The sequence below is a fragment of the Pseudomonas sp. 2VD genome, from assembly GCF_005503585.1.
Lineage (GTDB): Bacteria > Pseudomonadota > Gammaproteobacteria > Pseudomonadales > Pseudomonadaceae > Pseudomonas > Pseudomonas aeruginosa.
The window spans coordinates 1-17802 of record NZ_SCND01000087.1; the positions used below are offsets into that span (position 1 = coordinate 1).

The 17802-nt window shown below is 68.3% G+C and carries 19 protein-coding genes; 9 read left to right on the forward strand and 10 right to left on the reverse strand.

All coding sequences use genetic code 11. The features are described 5' to 3' along the window. From FFS27_RS12310 to FFS27_RS12325, 4 genes are all read right to left on the reverse strand, one after another. A partial coding sequence (locus FFS27_RS12310) for a tetratricopeptide repeat protein (protein ID WP_137952027.1) occupies positions 1–512 on the reverse strand: 512 nt, incomplete at its 3' end. A 208-nt stretch (positions 513–720) separates the two neighbouring features. Further along, complete coding sequence (gene hemL, locus FFS27_RS12315) at positions 721–2004, reverse strand: glutamate-1-semialdehyde 2,1-aminomutase (RefSeq protein WP_003093150.1); 1284 nt, start codon at positions 2002–2004, stop codon at positions 721–723. Between the two features lie 37 nt (positions 2005–2041). Beyond that, complete coding sequence (gene thiE / locus FFS27_RS12320; RefSeq protein WP_003093148.1) at positions 2042–2671, reverse strand: thiamine phosphate synthase; 630 nt, start codon at positions 2669–2671, stop codon at positions 2042–2044. 10 nt (positions 2672–2681) lie between these two features. Next, a complete protein-coding gene (locus tag FFS27_RS12325) occupies positions 2682–3479 on the reverse strand; it encodes a hydroxymethylpyrimidine/phosphomethylpyrimidine kinase (RefSeq protein WP_003100335.1) in 798 nt (265 codons plus the stop codon). Positions 3480–3689: 210 nt separating this feature from the next. Here FFS27_RS12325 and ladS point away from each other — a divergent pair, with 210 nt between their 5' ends. The 6 genes from ladS to FFS27_RS12355 all read left to right on the forward strand — a co-directional run bounded on the left by ladS (position 3690) and on the right by FFS27_RS12355 (position 11190). Next, positions 3690–6077, forward strand: coding sequence for a hybrid sensor histidine kinase/response regulator LadS (gene ladS, locus FFS27_RS12330; protein WP_003093145.1), 2388 nt, complete (start codon positions 3690–3692; stop codon positions 6075–6077). A 105-nt stretch (positions 6078–6182) separates the two neighbouring features. Beyond that, a complete protein-coding gene (locus FFS27_RS12335; protein ID WP_003093144.1) occupies positions 6183–6830 on the forward strand; it encodes a TetR/AcrR family transcriptional regulator in 648 nt (215 codons plus the stop codon). Beyond that, a complete protein-coding gene (locus tag FFS27_RS12340) occupies positions 6827–8476 on the forward strand; it encodes an acyl-CoA dehydrogenase family protein (protein ID WP_023100822.1) in 1650 nt (549 codons plus the stop codon). Before FFS27_RS12335 ends, FFS27_RS12340 begins: the two co-directional genes overlap by 4 nt. An 11-nt stretch (positions 8477–8487) precedes the next feature. Further along, positions 8488–8919, forward strand: coding sequence for a PaaI family thioesterase (locus tag FFS27_RS12345; RefSeq protein WP_021265255.1), 432 nt, complete (start codon positions 8488–8490; stop codon positions 8917–8919). Positions 8920–8973: 54 nt separating this feature from the next. Next, entirely contained in the window at positions 8974–10473 is a 1500-nt protein-coding gene (gene amn / locus FFS27_RS12350) for an AMP nucleosidase (RefSeq protein ID WP_003119204.1), read from the forward strand. A 150-nt stretch (positions 10474–10623) separates the two neighbouring features. Beyond that, the gene (locus FFS27_RS12355; RefSeq protein ID WP_023095218.1) at positions 10624–11190 is read left to right on the forward strand and encodes an SEC-C metal-binding domain-containing protein; all 567 of its coding nucleotides are present in this window, start codon (positions 10624–10626) and stop codon (positions 11188–11190) included. Here FFS27_RS12355 and FFS27_RS12360 read toward each other — a convergent pair. Next, a complete protein-coding gene (locus FFS27_RS12360; protein ID WP_023100823.1) occupies positions 11148–12233 on the reverse strand; it encodes an MBL fold metallo-hydrolase in 1086 nt (361 codons plus the stop codon). The two genes, FFS27_RS12355 and FFS27_RS12360, sit on opposite strands and share 43 nt — an antisense overlap. A gap of 138 nt (positions 12234–12371) precedes the next feature. Between FFS27_RS12360 and FFS27_RS12365 the strand changes: the two genes are divergently transcribed. Further along, positions 12372–12941 carry a pseudouridine synthase gene (locus FFS27_RS12365; protein ID WP_003114324.1) on the forward strand — a complete coding sequence of 190 codons (570 nt, stop codon included), beginning with the start codon at positions 12372–12374 and terminating at the stop codon, positions 12939–12941. A 33-nt stretch (positions 12942–12974) separates the two neighbouring features. On the opposite strand, the gene FFS27_RS12370 is transcribed toward FFS27_RS12365, so the two are convergent. From FFS27_RS12370 to FFS27_RS12380, 3 genes are all read right to left on the reverse strand, one after another. After that, positions 12975–13367, reverse strand: coding sequence for a globin (locus FFS27_RS12370; protein ID WP_003093127.1), 393 nt, complete (start codon positions 13365–13367; stop codon positions 12975–12977). Between the two features lie 100 nt (positions 13368–13467). After that, a complete protein-coding gene (locus FFS27_RS12375) occupies positions 13468–13677 on the reverse strand; it encodes a DUF2788 domain-containing protein (protein WP_003093125.1) in 210 nt (69 codons plus the stop codon). A 201-nt stretch (positions 13678–13878) separates the two neighbouring features. After that, positions 13879–14358 (reverse strand): Lrp/AsnC family transcriptional regulator, encoded by a 480-nt coding sequence (locus FFS27_RS12380; RefSeq protein ID WP_003106063.1) that lies wholly within the window; start codon positions 14356–14358, stop codon positions 13879–13881. A 477-nt stretch (positions 14359–14835) separates the two neighbouring features. Between FFS27_RS12380 and FFS27_RS12385 the strand changes: the two genes are divergently transcribed. After that, positions 14836–15519 (forward strand): DUF6515 family protein, encoded by a 684-nt coding sequence (locus tag FFS27_RS12385; RefSeq protein ID WP_023443497.1) that lies wholly within the window; start codon positions 14836–14838, stop codon positions 15517–15519. Here FFS27_RS12385 and fieF read toward each other — a convergent pair. Together fieF and FFS27_RS12395 are read right to left on the reverse strand one after the other, a co-directional pair. Beyond that, entirely contained in the window at positions 15512–16408 is an 897-nt protein-coding gene (gene fieF / locus FFS27_RS12390; protein ID WP_003093118.1) for a CDF family cation-efflux transporter FieF, read from the reverse strand. The genes FFS27_RS12385 and fieF overlap by 8 nt on opposite strands. Positions 16409–16496: 88 nt before the next feature. Continuing rightward, complete coding sequence (locus tag FFS27_RS12395) at positions 16497–16913, reverse strand: hypothetical protein (RefSeq protein ID WP_003093116.1); 417 nt, start codon at positions 16911–16913, stop codon at positions 16497–16499. A gap of 141 nt (positions 16914–17054) precedes the next feature. Here FFS27_RS12395 and FFS27_RS12400 point away from each other — a divergent pair. Continuing rightward, positions 17055–17802 (forward strand): DEAD/DEAH box helicase (locus FFS27_RS12400; protein ID WP_137952028.1); only part of this gene is annotated, 748 nt, incomplete at its 3' end.

Consider the following 17802-nt stretch of genomic DNA (forward strand, 5'->3'; position numbering starts at 1 on the left):
GTCTGCAGTTCGATCAGGTAGTTGCGGAAGATCTGCCCCAGCACCCGGGTGGCGATGTCCAGTTCGTCGCGGTTCATCTGCTCGGCTACCAGGTCGGCGCTGTCCAGGGCGTCCTCGGCGCCGTTCACCGCTGCCATCTTCAGCACGATGTAGGCCTGTACGTTGTTCGCCGGAACCCCTTCGCCACGGAAGAACATGGTGCCGAGGTGGTACTGGGCCTGGGCATGGCCCTGTAGAGAAGCTTTCTCGAACCAGTTGAGGGCGGCCTGGAGGTCGCGCGGGATGCGCTCGCCGTCGTAGAAGAATTCGCCCAGTTCGTATTGCGCCTCGGCGTCGCCGCCATTGGCGACCTGCTGGCAGGCGGCGAGCGCCTGTTGCAATTCTTCGGGAACGGTGTTCAGCGCGCAGCGGCCGGTCGCTGGAATCAGCAACGAGTTGCCTCCCGCCTGCGCGAGCAGCGGCTGGAGGATCAACAGGCAACCCAGGGCGAGGGTGCGGCCGGTACGGAACATGAGGGGAAGACACCTCCTGGATCGGGGCGGGCAAGGGCTGCCCGGCCAACGAAATGCGCTGACCCTCACATTATGAAATAAGCCGACGCCTCCTTACAAAGTCTTTACTGTCTTTTCGGGAACTTTGTCGGCGCGTTTATGCATTTCGCCTAGGAAGGCGTTCCGGCGGGGAGGAGGGCGGCGCCTGGGAAGGGCGCCGCGAAGAGGATCATTTCAGCGCGGCGAAGGCTTTTTCGGCGGCGTTCAGCGTGATTTCCAGCTCCTTGTCGCCATGGGCGATGGAGGTGAAGCCGGCCTCGAAGGCGCTAGGCGCAAGGTACACGCCACCGTCGAGCATCAGGTGGAAGAAGCGCTTGAAGCGTTCGACGTCGCTGGCCATCACGTCCTCGAAGGTCACGATGGCGTCGGCGCCGCTGAAGTACAGGCCGAACATGCCGCCCGCCTGGGTGGTGACGAAGGGGATGCCGGCGGCATCCGCGCGCTGTTGCAGGCCGTCGAGCATGCGCGTGGTGTAGGCGGTCAGTTCGTCGTGGAAACCGGGGCGGCTGATCAGGCGCAGGGTGGTCAGGCCGGCGGCCATTGCCAGCGGGTTGCCCGAGAGCGTGCCGGCCTGGTAGACCGGGCCCAGCGGGGAAATCTGCTGCATGATCTCGCGCTTGCCGCCGAAGGCGCCCACCGGCATGCCGCCGCCGATGATCTTGCCGAAGGTCGACAGGTCCGGGGTGACCCCGTAGTAGGCCTGGGCGCCGCCGAGGGCGACACGGAAGCCGGTCATCACTTCGTCGAAGATCAGCACCACGCCGTGTTCGTCGCAGGCTTCACGCAGGCCTTCGAGGAAGCCCGGCGCCGGCGGCACACAGTTCATGTTGCCGGCAACCGGCTCGACGATGATGCAGGCGACCTCCTTGCCGACTTCGCCCAGTGTCTTGCGCACCGCCTCGATGTCGTTGAACGGCAGGGTCAGGGTGTGCTTGGCGAAGGCTGCCGGAACGCCCGGGGAGTTCGGCACGCCGAAGGTCAACGCGCCGGAGCCGGCCTTCACCAGCAGGCTGTCGGAGTGGCCGTGGTAGCAGCCTTCGAACTTGATGATGCTGTCGCGCCCGGTGTAGCCGCGGGCCAGGCGGATGGCGCTCATGGTCGCCTCGGTGCCGGAGCTGACCATGCGCACCATCTCCATCGACGGCACCATGGAGCAGACCAGGTCGGCCATTTCCACTTCCAGCGCGGTCGGCGCGCCATAGGACAGGCCGTGGTCGAGTTGCCGGCGCACCGCGTCGAGCACGTCCGGATGGCTGTGGCCGAGGATCATCGGGCCCCAGGAGCCGACATAGTCCACGTAGCGCTTGTCGTCCTCGTCCAGTACATAGGCGCCTTCGGCGTGCTTGAAGAACAGCGGGGTGCCGCCGACGCTCTTGAAGGCGCGCACCGGGGAGTTGACCCCGCCGGGAATGTGTTTCTGGGCGTTGTTGAACAGCGTTTCGGAACGGGACATGGCTAGCTCTCTATCTCTCGGGCGAGGCGCGGAGGCGTCAGGCAGGTTCGAACAGGGCGCTGAAGGCGCGGGCGCGGCGTTCCACCTCGGCGGCGGACGCGGCGGCGAACAGCGCATGGATCACGGCGACCAGATCGACGCCGCGGGCGATCAGGCCGGGCGCGGTGTCGAGGCTGATGCCGCCGATGGCGGTGATCGGCAGGTGCAGGCGCGGCCGGGCCTGGTCGAGCAGTTCGACGCTGGCGGCGGGGGCGCCGGGTTTGGTGCTGGAATTGAAGAAGCGGCCGAAGGCGACGTAGCTGGCGCCCTCGGCCACCGCCTGCTCGGCCAGTTCCAGTTGGGCGTGGCAGGTGGCGCCGATGATCGCCTGGCGGCCGAGCAGGGCGCGCGCCGCCGACAGCGAACCGTCGGTCTGGCCGAGGTGCAGGCCGACGCCCAGGCGCGCGGCGAGTTCGGCGTCGTCGTTGACGATCAGCTGCGCGCCGTGGCGTTCGCAGAGTTCGCGCAGGCTTTCCGCCTCGCGCAGGCGCCGCGCCTGGTCGCTGGATTTGTCGCGGTATTGCAGCAGGCGCGCGCCGCCGCGTAGCGCGGCTTCGACGTAGGGCAACAGGCGGCCGTCGTCCAGTAGCTGGCTATCGGTGATGGCGTACAGGCCGCGCAGTTTCATCGGCTGGCTCTCAGTGACAGAAGTCGGTGGGCAGGCGGCGCGGCACGTATTGGCCGTGGCCCGGACTCTCGGCGTCGCGCAGGGTCCGCCAGGTGTAGTCGAGGGCGCTCTGCACGGCGCCGTGCAGTGCTTCGCCGAGGGCGATGCGACCGGCCAGGGCGCTGGCCAGGGTGCAGCCGGAGCCATGGTAGCTGCCGGGCAGGCGCTGGCAGGTGAAGGTGCGGCGGCTGCCGTCGCGGCTGTACAGGCGATTGTGCACTTCGCTTTCGTCGCCGTGTCCGCCGGTGATCAACAGGTGCTCGCAGTGTTCCAGCAGGCGCTCGGCGCACTGGTCGGCGCTGCCCTCGGGCAGGTCGGCGAGCAGGCGCGCTTCCGGCAGGTTCGGCGTGGCGATGGTGGCGCGCGGCAGCAGCCGCTCGCGCATGGCGAAGCCGACGTCGCCCTTGCCCAGCGCACCGCCGCCGCCGGCGCGCAGCACCGGATCGCAGACCACCGGCAAGTGCGGGTGGGCGGCGAGGATCTCGGCCACCGTGTCGACCATCTCCAGCGAACCGAGCATACCCAGCTTGACCGCCGCGACGGGCAGGTCGGCGAGTACGGCGTTGGCCTGGGCCAGCACCCACTCGCGGTCGAGGACGCGGAAGTCGCTGACGTTGACGGTGTCCTGCACGGTCAGCGCGGTGACCGCCGGGGCGGCGTGGCAGCCCTGGGCGAGCAGGGCTTCGATGTCGGCTTGCAGTCCGGCGCCACCACTGGGGTCGTGACCGGACAGGCAGAGCACTACGGGGCGGGAAGTCGGTGTTTTCATGGCGCGTGAGCTTACCACTAAAAGCGCTCCGTGGCGGCTGCGCGGACGACCTTTCGGGTGCCGCGCCCGGGCCCTGCGTGACACGTCCCGGGCCTGATGTGGCGTGGCGTGTGCTAAAGTTCGGCGAATATTCATACAACGCTCGCCAAGGGCGGACCATGACGAGGGAGGTGGGGCTCCCGGTCCGTTCGAGGAGCACTGCGGGGCATCATGCGGCACTGGCTGATTCTCTTTCTTCTTGCGTTGCCGTGCCTGGCGGGTGCGGTGAGCTTCAACGAGCAGGTCGAGCGCCTGCCGCTGGGGCAGTCCATCGACGTGTTCGAGGACGTGCGCGGTAGCGCCGATATCAACGATATCACCTCGCGGGCCATCGACAGCAGCTTCCGCCGCCATGACAAGGACGTGCTCAATGCCGGCTATTCGCGCTCGGTGTTCTGGTTGCGCCTGGACCTGGACTACCGGCCGGTCGCCTCCAGCGATCCGCGCACCTGGCTGCTGGAGCTGGCCTATCCGCCGCTGGACAAGCTCGACCTCTACCTGCCCGATGGCCAGGGCGGCTACCGCCTCGCCCAGCGCACCGGCGACACATTGCCGTTCGCCAGTCGGCCGATCCGGCAGAACAACTACCTGTTCGAACTCGGCCTCGAGCCGAACAAGCCGCAGCGTGTCTACCTGCGGCTGGAAAGCCAGGGGTCGATCCAGGCGCCGCTGACCCTGTGGTCGCCCAAGGCCTACCTGGAGGAGCAGCCCGAACGCATCTATGTGCTCGGCATCATCTATGGCGTGCTGCTGGTGATGCTGATCTACAACCTGTTCATCTTCCTCAGCGTCCGCGATACCAGCTATCTCTACTACATCCTCTATATCGCTTCGTTCGGGCTGTACCAGGTCTCGGTGAACGGCGCCGGCATCGAGTACTTCTGGCCCGACAGCCCCTGGTGGGCGAACGCCGCCACGCCATTCCTGATCGGTTCGGCGGCGCTGTTCGGCTGCCAGTTCGCGCGCAGCTTCCTGCATACCCGCGACCACAGCGTGTGGGTCGACCGCGGCCTGCTGGCGCTGATGGCGGTCGGCGCGCTGGTCATGCTGATGGCGCTGACCATGAGCTACGCCGTGGCCCTGCGCCTGGCCACCTACCTGGCGCTGGCCTTCACCGGCCTGATCTTCGCCGCCGGCATCCTCGCCTGGCTGCGCGGCATGCGCGTGGCGCGCTATTTCATCATCGCCTGGACCGCCTTCCTTCTCGGCGGCATCGTCAACACCCTGATGGTCCTCGGCTACCTGCCGAACATGTTCCTCACCATGTATGCCAGCCAGATCGGTTCGGCGCTGGAGGTGGGCTTGCTGTCGCTGGCGCTGGCCGACCGGATCAACGCGATGAAGGAGGAGCGCGCGCGAATCCTCCAGGAGTCCAGCCGCAAGCTGGAAGCGCTGAACCAGGAACTGGCCAACAGCAACCGCCTGAAGGACGAGTTCCTCGCCACCGTCACCCACGAACTGCGCACCCCGATGAGCGGGGTGATCGGTTCGCTGGAGCTGATGCAGACGGTGCCGATGGACGTCGAACTCGCCGAGTACCAGCGCACCGCCGCCGGTTCGGCGCGGGACATGATGCGGATGGTCAACGACATCCTCGCCCTCATCGAACTGCAGGCCGGCAAGCTCTACCCGCGCCGCGAGCCGTTCAGCCTGCGCGGCCTGTTCGACAGCCTGCGCGCGCAGTACGCGCCGCGCGCCGAGGAGAAGGGCCTGCGCTTCGCCCTGCAACTGGACGACAGCCTGCCGGATACCCTCGAAGGCGATGCCGGCAAGCTGGCCCAGGCGCTGGGCTACCTGGTCGACAACGCGATCAAGTTCACCGCCAGGGGCAGCGTCACCCTGCGCGTCGCCGCCGGGCGTACCCATGACGGGGTGGCGCTGCGGGTGGAAGTGATCGACACCGGCATCGGTTTCGACATGGCCGCCGGCAGCGACCTCTACCAGCGTTTCGTCCAGGCCGACAGCTCGTTGACCCGTGGCTACGGAGGCCTCGGCATCGGCCTGGCGCTGTGCCGCAAGCTGGTGGAACTGCTTGGCGGCGAGCTGACCCACGAGTCCCGGCCGGGGCAGGGCAGCCGCTTCCTCCTGCGCCTGCAACTGACCCAGCCGGCCCAGGGCCTGGCGCCGCCGCCGCGGCGCGCCGGCGGGCAGGCGGTGCGGCGTCCCGAGGAGTGCACGGTGCTGGTGGTGGAGGACAACGCCATCAACCAGTTGGTGACTCGCGGCATGCTGCTCAAGCTCGGCTACCGGGTGCGCACCGCCGACAACGGCAGCGAGGCCCTGGAGTTGCTGGCGCGCGAGCGGCCGGACGGCGTACTGCTCGACTGCCAGATGCCGGTGATGGACGGCTTCGCCACCTGTCGGGCGATCCGCGCGCTGCCCGGCTGCGCGGAACTGCCGGTGCTGGCGTTGACCGCCCACAGCCACAGCGGCGATCGCGAGCGCTGCCTGGCGGCGGGCATGAGCGACTACATGGCCAAGCCGGTCAAGTTCGAAGAGTTGCAGACCCTGCTGCACGATTGGCTGCTGTGCCAGCCGATCGTCACCAAGTCCGCCTGAAGCCTTTCCGCGGCTGGCTGAAATGCCGGCCTGCGCGACCTGTATGTCTCTTTAGGCAAAGCCTGAAGCGTGATTCACTGGGAAAAAGTGAATCCGGATTCAGTCATGGTCTATCGTGTCACCGAACGCCGCCTGCAACGCGATTCCGCGCTGCGCGAGCGCATCCTCCAGCTAGGCCTGCGGCGTGTCGCGGAGGGCGGTTTCGCCGCGCTGACCATGCAGGCCCTGGCCGACGACGCGGGGATCGCCACCGGCAGCCTGTACCGCCACTTCCGGGGCAAGGGCGAGCTGGCGGCGGAAATCTTCCGCCGCGCCAGCCAGCGTGAGGTCGATGCCCTGGCCGTGGTCCTGCGCGGTCCCGGCGCGCCCGCCTGGCGCCTGGCCGAGGGCTTGCGGCGCTTTGCCGCGCGCGCCTGGAGCAGCCAGCGGCTGGCCTTCGCCCTGATCGCCGAGCCGGTGGATCCTGAAGTCGACGAGCAGCGCCTGCGCTATCGCGAGGCCTACGCCGCACTGTTCGTCGAACTGCTCGAGGAGGGCCGGCGCAGTGGCGCATTCCAGCTTTCCCTGGTGCCGCTTGCCGCGGCCTGCCTGGTCGGGGCCATCGCCGAGGCGCTGGTCGGCCCCTTGTCTCCCCCGGCACGCGCCGCTCGCGACAGCGGCCAGCCGGAACCGAGTCTGGAGCCGGTGAGTACGGCTCTGGTGAACTTCTGCCTGCGCGCGGTGGGCGCGCCTGTCTGCGAGGAACCCTCATGAACCTGCACCAGTACGCCGAAACCCACGAAGTGACCAACCAGGTACCGTCGCTGGATGGTGCCAACCTCTACCGCCTCGACCTGCCTCTCCAGGAGTGGGTGCGTCGCTACCAGGGCGGCTGGGCCGAGGAGCGCCTGCAGCGCTACGGCGAGCTGGCCGGCGGCCCGCTGATGGCGGCTGGCTTCCTGGCCAACCAGCACAAGCCGGAGTTCCATAGCCACGACCGCTACGGCAACCGCGTCGACCTGGTGGAGTTCCATCCCGCCTACCACGAGCTGATGCGCGCAGCCATCGAACACGAACTGCCCTCGCTGCCCTGGACCGACCCGCGCCCCGGCGCCCAGGTGGCGCGGGCCGGGCTGTCCTACCTGCACAGCCAGGCGGAGGCCGGCACCGGTTGCCCGTTGACCATGACCTACGCCAGCGTGCCGGCGATTCGCCTGCAGGCGGACCTGGCCGAGAAATGGCTGCCGAAGATCCTCTCCCGCGAGTACGACCCGCGCAACGTGCCGATGGAGCAGAAGGCGGGCGTCACCATCGGCATGGCGATGACCGAGAAGCAGGGCGGCACCGACGTCCGCGCCAATACCACGCGGGCCTACCCGGTGGGGATTCCCGGGCCGGGGCAGGCCTACGAACTGGTCGGGCACAAGTGGTTCTGCTCGGCGCCGATGTGCGACGCCTTCCTCACCCTGGCCTACACCGACAAGGGCCTGACCTGCTTCCTGCTGCCGCGCCACCGGCCGGACGGCAGCCGCAACCAGTTCTACATCCAGCGCCTGAAGGACAAGCTGGGCAACTGGTCGAACGCCTCCAGCGAAATCGAGTATCGCGGCGCCCTGGCCTGGATGGTCGGCGAGGAGGGCCGTGGCGTGCCGACCATCATCGAGATGGTCGCCATGACCCGCTTCGACTGCATGATCGGCTCCAGCGCATTGATGCGTCAGGCGTTGACCCAGGCTGCCCACCATTGTGCCTACCGCAAGGTCGGCGGGCGGGTGCTGGCCGAGCAACCGCTGATGCAGAACGTGCTCGCCGACCTGGCCCTGGAAAGCGAGGCGGCGCTGGCCCTGACCCTGCGCATGGGGCATGCCCTGGACCGTGCCCACGACGAGCAGGAGGAGAAGTTCGCCCGCCTGGTCACCGCGGTGGGCAAGTACTGGATCTGCAAGCGTGCCCCGGCGATGATCAACGAAGCCTCCGAATGCATGGGCGGTGCCGGCTACGTCGAGGAAACCATCCTGCCGCGGCTGTACCGCGAGGCCCCGGTGAACTCGATCTGGGAAGGTTCCGGCAACGTGCAGTGCCTGGACGTGCTGCGTGCCCTGTCGAAGGAGCCGGGGGTGCTCGACGCGCTGTTCGCCGAACTGGGCGACGGCCATGGCGACGCCCGTCTCGCCGCGCACATCGGCAACCTCAAGGAGGCCTTCGCCGACACCGCCGACATCCAGTACCGCGCCCGCCAGCTCACCGAGGACGTGGCGATCGCCCTGCAGGCCAAGCTGTTGCTGGAAGCCGGCAACGCCGCGGTGTCCGACGCCTTCATCGGCAGTCGCCTGGGGGACGGCGGGCGGGTCTACGGCACCCTCCCGCGCGGCGTCGAGGTCGAGGCGCTGTTGGCTCGCGCCACCCCGCACCTGGCCTGAGGCGCGCCGCGATGCAGGCGCATCCGCGCTACCGGGAGCTGGTCGAGCAGGGCTTCGCCGCGGCCAGTTTCGTCGGCGACCTCGGCATCCGTCCGCTGGACTGCGGGCCGGGTTGGGTCGAAGCGGGGCTGGACATCCTGCCCCGCCACGCCCAGCAGAACGGCTTCATCCATGCCGGGGTCCAGGCGACCCTGGCCGACCATGCCGCCGGGGCCGCCGCCGCGACCCTGGTGGAGGAGGGACAGACGGTGCTGAGCCTGGAGTTCAAGCTCAACCTGTTGCGCCCGGCGCTTTGCCAGCGCCTGTTGTGTCGCGCCGAGGTGCTCAAGGCCGGGCGCCAGGTGACGGTGGTCGAGGCCGAGGTGTTCGCCGAGCGGGACGGTCGGCGGCACCTGTTCAGCAAGGCCACCGTGACCATGGCGGTGGTGGCGCTGGCCGAATGAGGTAACGGGAGAAAAGCGCTGTGTTTTCCTGTCGGTACAGGCAAGATGTTTTCCATGCGAACCGACAGGAAGCCCACCATGAGTATCGATTCCGACGACGGGTTCGTCGTCGCCCGCACGGCCGAGGAGGCCGTCGACCGTCTTGCCGAGCTGCACCGCCAGGCCACCGCGGCGCTGAGCCAGGCGCTCAAGCGCTACATCAAGGAGCGCATCGAGCCGAGCGAGGCCGAGCGGCAGAACTTCCACTACCCGCAACTGCGCATCGGCTACCGCTGCCAGGGCGAGGTGCCGTCCACCACCCGCGCCTACGCCAAGGTCCAGGTGCCGGGCGAATACAGCGTCACCGTCACCCACCCCGACGCCTTCCGCAAGTACCTGCTGGAACAGTTGCGTCCGCTGATGGACGATTTCACCGTGCAGGTGCAGGTCGGCCCGAGCCAACAGGACATCCCCTATCCCTACGTGGTCGAGCAGGGCGATGAGCTGGCCGGCTCCGGGGTGACCGCCGCCGAGCTGGCGCGGGTGTTCCCCAGCACCGACCTGTCCGCCGCTTCCGACGACATCGCCGACGGCCTCTACGAATGGGAACGCGCCGACCAGTTGCCGCTGGCGCTGTTCGACGCCGCGCGGGTGGACTTCTCCCTGCGCCGCCTGGTGCACTACACCGGCAGCGACTGGCGCCACGTGCAGCCGTGGATCCTGCTGACCAACTACCACCGCTACGTCGACCAGTTCATCCGCCTCGGCCTGACCCGCCTGCGCGAGGACCCGCGCTTCGTGCGCATGGTCCTGCCGGGCAACGTGATCATCGAGCGCGGGATGGACGAAGGCGAGGCCAACGCCATCGTCGCCGGGGTGGTCTGGCACCGCTACCAGATGCCGGCCTACCACCTGATCGCCGCCGATGGCGACGGCATCACCCTGGTCAACATCGGGGTCGGCCCGTCCAACGCGAAGAACATCACCGACCACCTGGCGGTGTTGCGTCCGCACTGCTGGCTGATGATCGGCCACTGCGGCGGCCTGCGGCAGTCGCAGACCATCGGCGACTACGTGCTGGCGCACGCCTACATGCGCCGCGACGGCATCCTCGACCGCGCGCTGCCGCCGCACATCCCGATCCCGGCGCTGGCCGAAGTCCAGGTCGCCTTGCAGGAAGCCGCCGCCGAAGTCACCGGCGAGCGCGGCGAGTCGCTCAAGCGACGCTTGCGCACCGGCACCGTGCTCACCTACGACGACCGCAACTGGGAGCTGCGCTGGGCCCAGGAGCGGCCACTGATCAACCTGGCGCGGGCCATCGCGGTGGACATGGAGAGCGGCACCATCGCCGCCCAGGGCTACCGCCTGCGGGTGCCCTACGGCACGTTGCTGTGCGTCTCGGACAAGCCGCTGCACAGCGAGATCAAGCTGCCCGGCTCGGCCAACGCCTTCTATGAGCGCGCGGTGAACCAGCACCTGCGGATCGGCATCGCCGCCCTCGACCTGTTGCGCAGCCAGCTCAACTCGCTGCACTCGCGCAAGCTGCGGAGTTTCGACGAGCCGCCGTTCCGTTGATCGGACGCGCCCCGGTTTCCGCGCGGAAACCGGGGCGCGCTTCTACGCCTCGCGGCGCCGAGGCCCTACAATGACGGCCCTTCGCCCTGCGTGGAACCGCGGCGCCTTCTGCCGGTCGGAACGACCACGCCTGCCATCGATGTGAGCCCCATGCCGTTCAGCGCCCCCACTCATCTCAGCAACCCGCTCCGTCGCTTCGCCCGCCGCCTGGTGCCCGATGCCGCGCCGGAAGTGGCAGCGCCGTTGCCGATGCCGGAAAGCCTGGCCGGCGAACCGTGGTTCTCGGTCGGGCGGGCGGTCGACGCCCTCGGCGGCGTGCGGGTCGACGGCTGGATCCTGGAAGAATGGCGCGGCCTGGCCCTGCGCGCGCGTTTCAGCGCTTGCTGGCGCGATCCGCGCGGCAACCTCTGGAATGTCCTGCCGCAGGCGGGCGCCATCGCTTTCCTGGCCGACCCGCAGCGGCGCTACGAAGGCGTGCCGCTGGCCGACCAGTACCAGGCGCTCAGCCGCGATGTCCTGCTGGAAGACTACCTCGGCCTGCGGCGCCAACTGGCCCGCGCCGGCCTGGACGACGAGGCCCGCGAGCGCCTGGCCGGGATGGCCGCGCGCCTGGAAAGCTGGCTGGCCCTGGGCGGCCGTGGCGACCAGGCTTGCCCGTGCGGCAGCGGCAAGCGCTACCGCAACTGCTGCTCCCGCCTGGTGGCCTCGGCCTCCTGAGCGACGTTGCGCGGTGCGACGCGCCACTGCTCGCCGGGTTTCGGCGTGCCGAAGGTCGCCGGGTCCACGCCTTGGCTGCGCAGCGCCGCCTGGAGCGCCTTGGGCGGGTCGTCCTGCTGTTCGTCGGTGAGATTGAAGGTACCGAAGTGGATGGCCATGCTGGTCTGCGCCTGCAGCGTGCGATGGGCCTGCACCGCGTCGTCGGGATTCATGTGGTGGTCGCGCATGAACCAGCGCGGCTCGTAGGCGCCGATCGGCAGGGCGGCGAAGCGCATCGCCCCGAAGCGCTGGTTGATCAGCCCGAACTCCGGGCCGAGCCCGGTATCGCCGGGAAACAGCAGCGGGCCGTCCGGCGAGTCGATGACGAAGCCGAGCCAGAGCGTGCGGTTGGTGTCGCTGCGGGTGCGCGACGACCAGTGCTGCACCGGTACGCCATGCAGCGTCAGGCCAGCGCCCAGCGGCACGGCCTGCCACCAGTCGATCTCCACGACGTCGGCGAAACCTGTCTGGCGGATCAGCCCGGCGTTGCCCAGGCCGCTGACCACCTTGGCCGTCGGCCAGCGCCGGTGGAGCTGGCGCAGGGTTTCCAGGTCGAGGTGGTCGTAGTGGTTGTGGCTCACCAGCACCAGGTCGATCGGCGGCAACTGGTCGAGCGTCAACCCGGGCGGATGGTGGCGCTTCGGGCCGATGAAGGCGAGCGGGCTGACCCGTTGCGACCAGACCGGGTCGGTGAGGATGTTCAGGCCGCGGTGCTGGATCAGCAGGGTGGCGTGGTTGATGTAGGTGATCCGCAGTTCTTCGCCGCGGGCGCGCTCGTTCACCCTTGGCGGCGTTGCCGTCGGCGGCAGGGCGACCCACGGGCGTTGCGGCGGGCGGTTCCACTGCCACTTGAGCAGGTCGCGCAGGCTCTTGTGCGCGGTCGGCTGGATATTGCGGAAACGTTCGCCGTCGAAATGGTCCGAAGGCGGACCCTGATAGGCGCTGCCAGCGCAGCCGGCCAGGGTCAGCAGGCTGATCAGCCAGGTGGGACGCAGGGAGGGCATGAGGGGATGCTCTTGCGGTCAGGCTCTCGGACAACCTAGCATGCCGCCCGGTACCCCGATCAAGCCAACTCGTTTCCAGTCATGTCCCGTCCCCCGCGTCCTTCCCCGCGTCATCCCGTCCGCCCTGCGCCACGCCGGGTGGCCAAGGCGCCGCCGAGCGAGCCGAAGCTGCTGCTGTTCAACAAGCCGTTCGACGTACTGACCCAGTTCAACGACGAGCAAGGGCGCTCGACCCTCAAGGACTTCATCCCGGTGCCGGGCGTGTATCCGGCCGGGCGCCTGGACCGCGACAGCGAGGGCCTGTTGCTGCTGACCAACGACGGTCGCCTGCAGGCGCGCATCGCCGACCCCCGGCACAAGCTGCCGAAGACCTACTGGGTGCAGGTCGAAGGCACGCCGGACGAGGAGCAATTGCGGCGCCTGCGCGAGGGCGTGACGCTCAACGACGGCCCGACGCTGCCCGCCGAGGCGCGTCTGCTGGATGAGCCGACGTTGTGGGAGCGGGTGCCGCCGGTGCGTTTTCGCAAGTCGGTGCCGACCCACTGGCTGGAACTGGTGATCCGCGAGGGGCGCAATCGCCAGGTGCGGCGGATGACGGCGGCGGTGGGCTTGCCGACGCTGCGGCTGGTGCGGGTGCGGATCGGCCCCTGGAGCCTGGATGGCCTGGGCCTCGGGGAATGGCGGGAAGTGCCGGCGCGGCTGGACTGACGAGAGGGGCGTCGTCCAGCGGGCGCGGAACGATCAGTAGTACGACTTGATCACGGCGATGCCACGACCCATCACGTCGCGCCAGGCGTCGCGGGTCTCGGCGTCGCAGTCGCGGTCGTGCTCGGCGACCGCCATCAGCAGGGCGTCCAGCCACAGGTCGTAGAGTTCCGGGCGGATATCCAGCGCGGCGCGCGAATGGCTGGCGCCGAGGGCGCGCAGTTTGCTGTCGGACATGCCGCGGGCGTACATCACCAGGTTCATGATCCCGGCACGCAGCAGGTGTTTCTGCGCAGTCATGTCGGTGGTGGCGAACTTGGCGCGAATCTGCGGGGAACTGGCAAGGAAATGCCGGTAGAAATCATCGAAGAATCCGGTGCTGGCACAGCAGCGTCCATAACTCTGCATGACGCGGTCGGCGGCGTTCATGGCGACTCCCTTGTTCTAGGCAATGGCAAGGCGAGCCGGCCCCGTTGGCCGGGGCCGGCGGATGATTACGAGTGGTTGGATGACGCGTGTGGCGCCGGGGTTACATGCCCGCGCCTTCGAGGCTGCCGATGACCAGGCCCTTGATGATGAAGCCCAGTACGCCCAGGCCGAGGGCGAAGAACAGGATCAGGGTTCCGAACTTGCCGGCTTTCGACTTCTTCGCCAGGTCCCACACGATGAAAGCCATGAACAGGATAAGCACGGTCACCAGACCGGTCATCATCCACTCTTCGAACAGTTCGGGATCCATTGGCAACCTCCGGATTTTCAAGCAAACGAAGTCCGGCTCGCGGTCGGACGGAGCGTGCCATGGGGGGCGGGCAAGGCGTTTATCGTTCTACGAGCAGGCTGCTCTTTATATGCGGGGGCCACGCGGGCATGACAACTGAAACAGGCTGCCGATTATACGGCATGCCGCCTGTTCCGTGTCATGTCCCAGGTCTCGCTACGATCAATCGCGCAGGTGCTCCAGCGGCAGTTCGGTACTCGCCAGCACCTGGTTGAGGACGAAGCTGGAGCGCACGCTGGAGACCCCCTCGATGCGCGTCAGGGTACCCAGCAGGAGCTTCTGGTAGTGGTCCATGTCCGGCACCACGACCTTCAACTGGTAGTCCGCGTCCATCCCGGTGACCAGGCTGCACTCCAGCACTTCCGGGCATTTGCCGATGACTTCCTGGAAATGTTCGAAGCGTTCCGGGGTGTGTCGATCCATGCCTATGAGGACGAAGGCGGTGAGGCTCAGGCCGAGCTTCTTGCGGTCCAGCAAGGCTACCTGGCGGACGATGTAGCCGTCGTCCTCGAGCTGCTTGACCCGTCGCGAACAGGGCGATGGCGACAGGCCTATCCGTTCTGCCAGTTCCTGGTTGGAGATGCGTGCGTCGCGCTGGAGTTCTTCGAGGATACGCAGGTCGTAGCGGTCGAGTTTGTTCATGGCGAGGATTTCTTTCAGGTTGATTGCCATCGGCAAGGTGAATTTGAGTGATTTATTGCGCAATTAAGGTTCTGTTGAGCAATATTAGCAATCATTGGTCGCGCCTGGCGACGTATTCTTTTACCCAGATTCACGGCCCGGACATCTCGTCCATCACGGCTCGCCCAATCAGGCCAGCCGTGGCCGCCGACCCTACAGGGTTGCGCCGGCCTCCGGGTTGCACACCGCCCAGAAGGTGGAGTGAGGTGAGCCGTCGCCAATAGCGCCGAGCCAGGACAGTTACCCCAGAAGGGAGGTCGACGGGCCTCCCTTTTTCTTTGCTCGCGATCCGGCCCGTGCCGCGCTTTTACCCATTCTTTACCCGGCGTTTACCCACCCTTGGCGGAAAACGGCGGAAAGTCGTTCCCGGGATCATTCGAACGTGGCCGGGCGACCAGGCCCGGGGCGAGGCAGACGATGAACGGTGGATGGTGGCGAATGCTCGGGGTGGGCGCTCTCTCGCTGAGCCTGTGCGTCCAGGCGCAGGCTGACGACGGCCGAGGGGGACGCGGCGGACCCGGCGGCGAGCGCGGTGTTGCCCACGGACAACCGGGACCTGGCCGCGGCGAAGCGTACGGCGGCAGTTGGGGACCGCATCCCGACTGGCGTCCGGGCCGGATGGTGGATGCCTTGCCGCGCGGACACCTGCGGGTGCCCTATCGCGGCGGCGAGTATTTCTTCCACGACGGCTACTGGTACCGACCCGACGGCCCGCGCTATGTGCTGGTCGTGCCGCCCCGCGGGGTGCGCGTCCGCAGCCTGCCGCCCTATGCGGAGCAGGTCTGGCTGGGCAGCGTGCTGTACTTCCTTGCCGCCGGCACTTACTACCTGTGGCATGCCGACACCCGCGAGTACGAAGTGGTCAGCCCGCCGCCGCGGGCAGCGGGACCCGTTTATCCGGTCAGCGGGCCGGCCGCCAGCTACGACGTGGTGGCCTACCCCGCGCGCGGCCAGGGGCCCGACCAGCAGGGCCGCGACCGCTACGAGTGCCACCGCTGGGCGGTGGGCGAGAGCGGCTTCGACCCGGCGGGGGCGACCTACGCGCCGGCCGCCGAGGTCGCCAACGGCTACCGCCGGGCCATGGCCGCCTGCCTGAGCGGGCGCGGCTACAGCGTCAACTGACGGTTTCCTTGCCGACCACTTCCTGCGGGTCGGCATGGATCAGCACCTCGGCCTTCGGGTATTCGCGCTTGATCGCCAGCACTGCGCGGTCGGTCAGGGCGTGGGCCACCGACAGGCTCAGCTCGCCGGGCAGTTCGAGGTGCAACTGGACGAACCAGTGGTTGCCGGAAATCCGCGTGCGCACGTCGTGCGCGCCGAGCACTCCCGGCACGCTGCAGGCGAGTTCGCGCATGCGCTCGCTGATGTCGGTAGGCAGTTCCCGGTCCATCAGGATCGACACCGACTCGCGAGCGATCTGCAGGGCGCTCCAGAGGATGTACAGGGCGATGCCCAGGCCGAACAGGCCGTCGCTCTGTGGCCAGCCGTAGCGGGCCAGGAGCAGTGCCACGAGGATGCTGGCGTTGAGCAGCAGGTCCGAGCGGTAGTGCAGCGAGTCGGCGCGTATCGCGGTGGAACCGGTGCGGCGGATGACGTGGGTCTGGAAGGCCAGGAGAAGGGCCGTGAGCAGCAGCGACAGCAGCATCACCGCGATGCCCCAGGTGGCCGCGCCGAGGGGCTGCGGGTCGCGCAATTGCTCGACCGCCTGGATAGCCACCAGCACCGCGCTGGCACCGATGAACATGGCCTGGGCCAGGCCGGCCAGGGCCTCGGCCTTGCCGTGGCCGTAGCGGTGGTCGTCGTCGGCCGGGCGTAGCGAATAGTGCACCGCCAGCAGGTTGAGCAGCGAGGCGGCACTGTCCAGCAGGGAGTCGGTGAGGCCGGCGAGCAGGCTCACCGAACCGCTCAGCCACCAGGCAATGGCCTTGCCGATGACCAGGGTGACGGCGACACCGAGCGAGGCCAGGGTGGCCAGGCGCAGCAGGCGGGCGTGGGGGGAATCGGGACTCATGGGGCGCTTCTGTCAGGAGGGACGGCGCCACTGTAAACCAACCGGGCGGCGACCGGGCACTGACGCACGGTCGCGCTCGAAGGGCGGATCAGGCGGCCGGCTTCAGGCCATAGGCCGCCAGTTGCTCGACGCTGCCGCTGTGGCGGATCAGGCGCGGGTCGTCGAGCGGCAGTTCACGGCCGATCTCGCGTTCGAGGATGGCCTTGAGCTTGCGGTTGTCGACCTTGCCGTCCGCGCCGACGGCATCCTTGAGCACTTCCGGGGCGACCGAGTACTTGGCGTCGGGCAGGTAGATGGCGCCGGTGGCGAAGTCGACGCCGAAGGCGATCAGGCCGGGGATGATATAGAACAGCAGGCCGATGGCGTCGAAGGCGACGATGGCCGGATCGATGCGACCGTCGATCTGGCCGCGTCGCTCGGGGTAGAACAGCGTACCGCAGGCCGACAACTGGCTCAGCAGGGCTGCACTGAGAACGGCACAGGAAACGCGGGTGGCAAGGCGCATGTATGACCTCCGGGTGAACATGACGGCGAACTATAGCAATCGACCAGCGTTCGGCAATCTTCTGCCGCGACGATGACGATAAGACCGTCGAAAGCGCCTGCCGGTTCGCCGGTATACTTCGTCGGTCAGTCCGGAGCCAGCATGATTTCCCTACCCATCGACGCCGTTGTTCCCGCCCTGCGCCAGGCCCTTGGCGCACAACACCAGGCCGTTCTGGAAGCCCCGCCGGGCGCCGGCAAGACCACCCGCGTGCCGCTGGCCCTGCTCGACGAGCCCTGGCTCGCCGGCCAACGCATCCTCATGCTCGAACCGCGGCGCCTGGCGGCGCGGGCCGCGGCCGAGCGGCTGGCCGCCGAGCTGGGCGAAAAGGTCGGCGAGACCGTCGGCTACCGGATCCGCCTGGAGAGCAGGGTCGGCCCGAAGACCCGCATCGAAGTGGTCACCGAGGGTATCCTTGCCCGTCGCCTGCAAGACGACCCGGCGCTGGACGGTGTCGGCCTGGTGATCTTCGACGAATTCCACGAGCGCAGCCTGGATGCCGACCTGGCCCTGGCGCTGACTCTCAATGGCCGCGAACTGTTGCGCGACGAGCCGCCGCTGAAAGTGCTGGTGATGTCGGCGACCCTGGAGGGCGAGCGTCTTGCGGCGCTGCTCGGCGAAGCGCCGGTGGTGCGCAGCGAGGGCCGCATGTTCCCGGTGGATATCCGCTGGGGACGGGCGGCGCAACCCGGCGAGTTCATCGAGCCGCGGGTGCAGCAGGCGGTGCTCCAGGCGCTGGCGGAGGAAAGCGGCAGCGTGCTGGTCTTTCTTCCCGGCCAGGCCGAGATCCGCCGCGTTCACGAAGGCTTGCGCGAGGCCCTTGGCGGTCGCCCCGAGGTGCTGCTCTGCC

Coding starts and splice junctions, on each gene's coding strand:
- hemL (WP_003093150.1), bottom strand. CDS start 2,004: ATGTCCCGTTCCGAAACGCTGTTCAACAACGCCCAGAAACACATTCCC.
- thiE (WP_003093148.1), bottom strand. CDS start 2,671: ATGAAACTGCGCGGCCTGTACGCCATCACCGATAGCCAGCTACTGGAC.
- FFS27_RS12325 (WP_003100335.1), bottom strand. CDS start 3,479: ATGAAAACACCGACTTCCCGCCCCGTAGTGCTCTGCCTGTCCGGTCAC.
- ladS (WP_003093145.1), top strand. CDS start 3,690: ATGCGGCACTGGCTGATTCTCTTTCTTCTTGCGTTGCCGTGCCTGGCG.
- FFS27_RS12335 (WP_003093144.1), top strand. CDS start 6,183: ATGGTCTATCGTGTCACCGAACGCCGCCTGCAACGCGATTCCGCGCTG.
- FFS27_RS12340 (WP_023100822.1), top strand. CDS start 6,827: ATGAACCTGCACCAGTACGCCGAAACCCACGAAGTGACCAACCAGGTA.
- FFS27_RS12345 (WP_021265255.1), top strand. CDS start 8,488: ATGCAGGCGCATCCGCGCTACCGGGAGCTGGTCGAGCAGGGCTTCGCC.
- amn (WP_003119204.1), top strand. CDS start 8,974: ATGCGAACCGACAGGAAGCCCACCATGAGTATCGATTCCGACGACGGG.
- FFS27_RS12355 (WP_023095218.1), top strand. CDS start 10,624: ATGCCGTTCAGCGCCCCCACTCATCTCAGCAACCCGCTCCGTCGCTTC.
- FFS27_RS12360 (WP_023100823.1), bottom strand. CDS start 12,233: ATGCCCTCCCTGCGTCCCACCTGGCTGATCAGCCTGCTGACCCTGGCC.
- FFS27_RS12370 (WP_003093127.1), bottom strand. CDS start 13,367: ATGAACGCCGCCGACCGCGTCATGCAGAGTTATGGACGCTGCTGTGCC.
- FFS27_RS12375 (WP_003093125.1), bottom strand. CDS start 13,677: ATGGATCCCGAACTGTTCGAAGAGTGGATGATGACCGGTCTGGTGACC.
- FFS27_RS12380 (WP_003106063.1), bottom strand. CDS start 14,358: ATGAACAAACTCGACCGCTACGACCTGCGTATCCTCGAAGAACTCCAG.
- FFS27_RS12385 (WP_023443497.1), top strand. CDS start 14,836: ATGCTCGGGGTGGGCGCTCTCTCGCTGAGCCTGTGCGTCCAGGCGCAG.
- fieF (WP_003093118.1), bottom strand. CDS start 16,408: ATGAGTCCCGATTCCCCCCACGCCCGCCTGCTGCGCCTGGCCACCCTG.
- FFS27_RS12395 (WP_003093116.1), bottom strand. CDS start 16,913: ATGCGCCTTGCCACCCGCGTTTCCTGTGCCGTTCTCAGTGCAGCCCTG.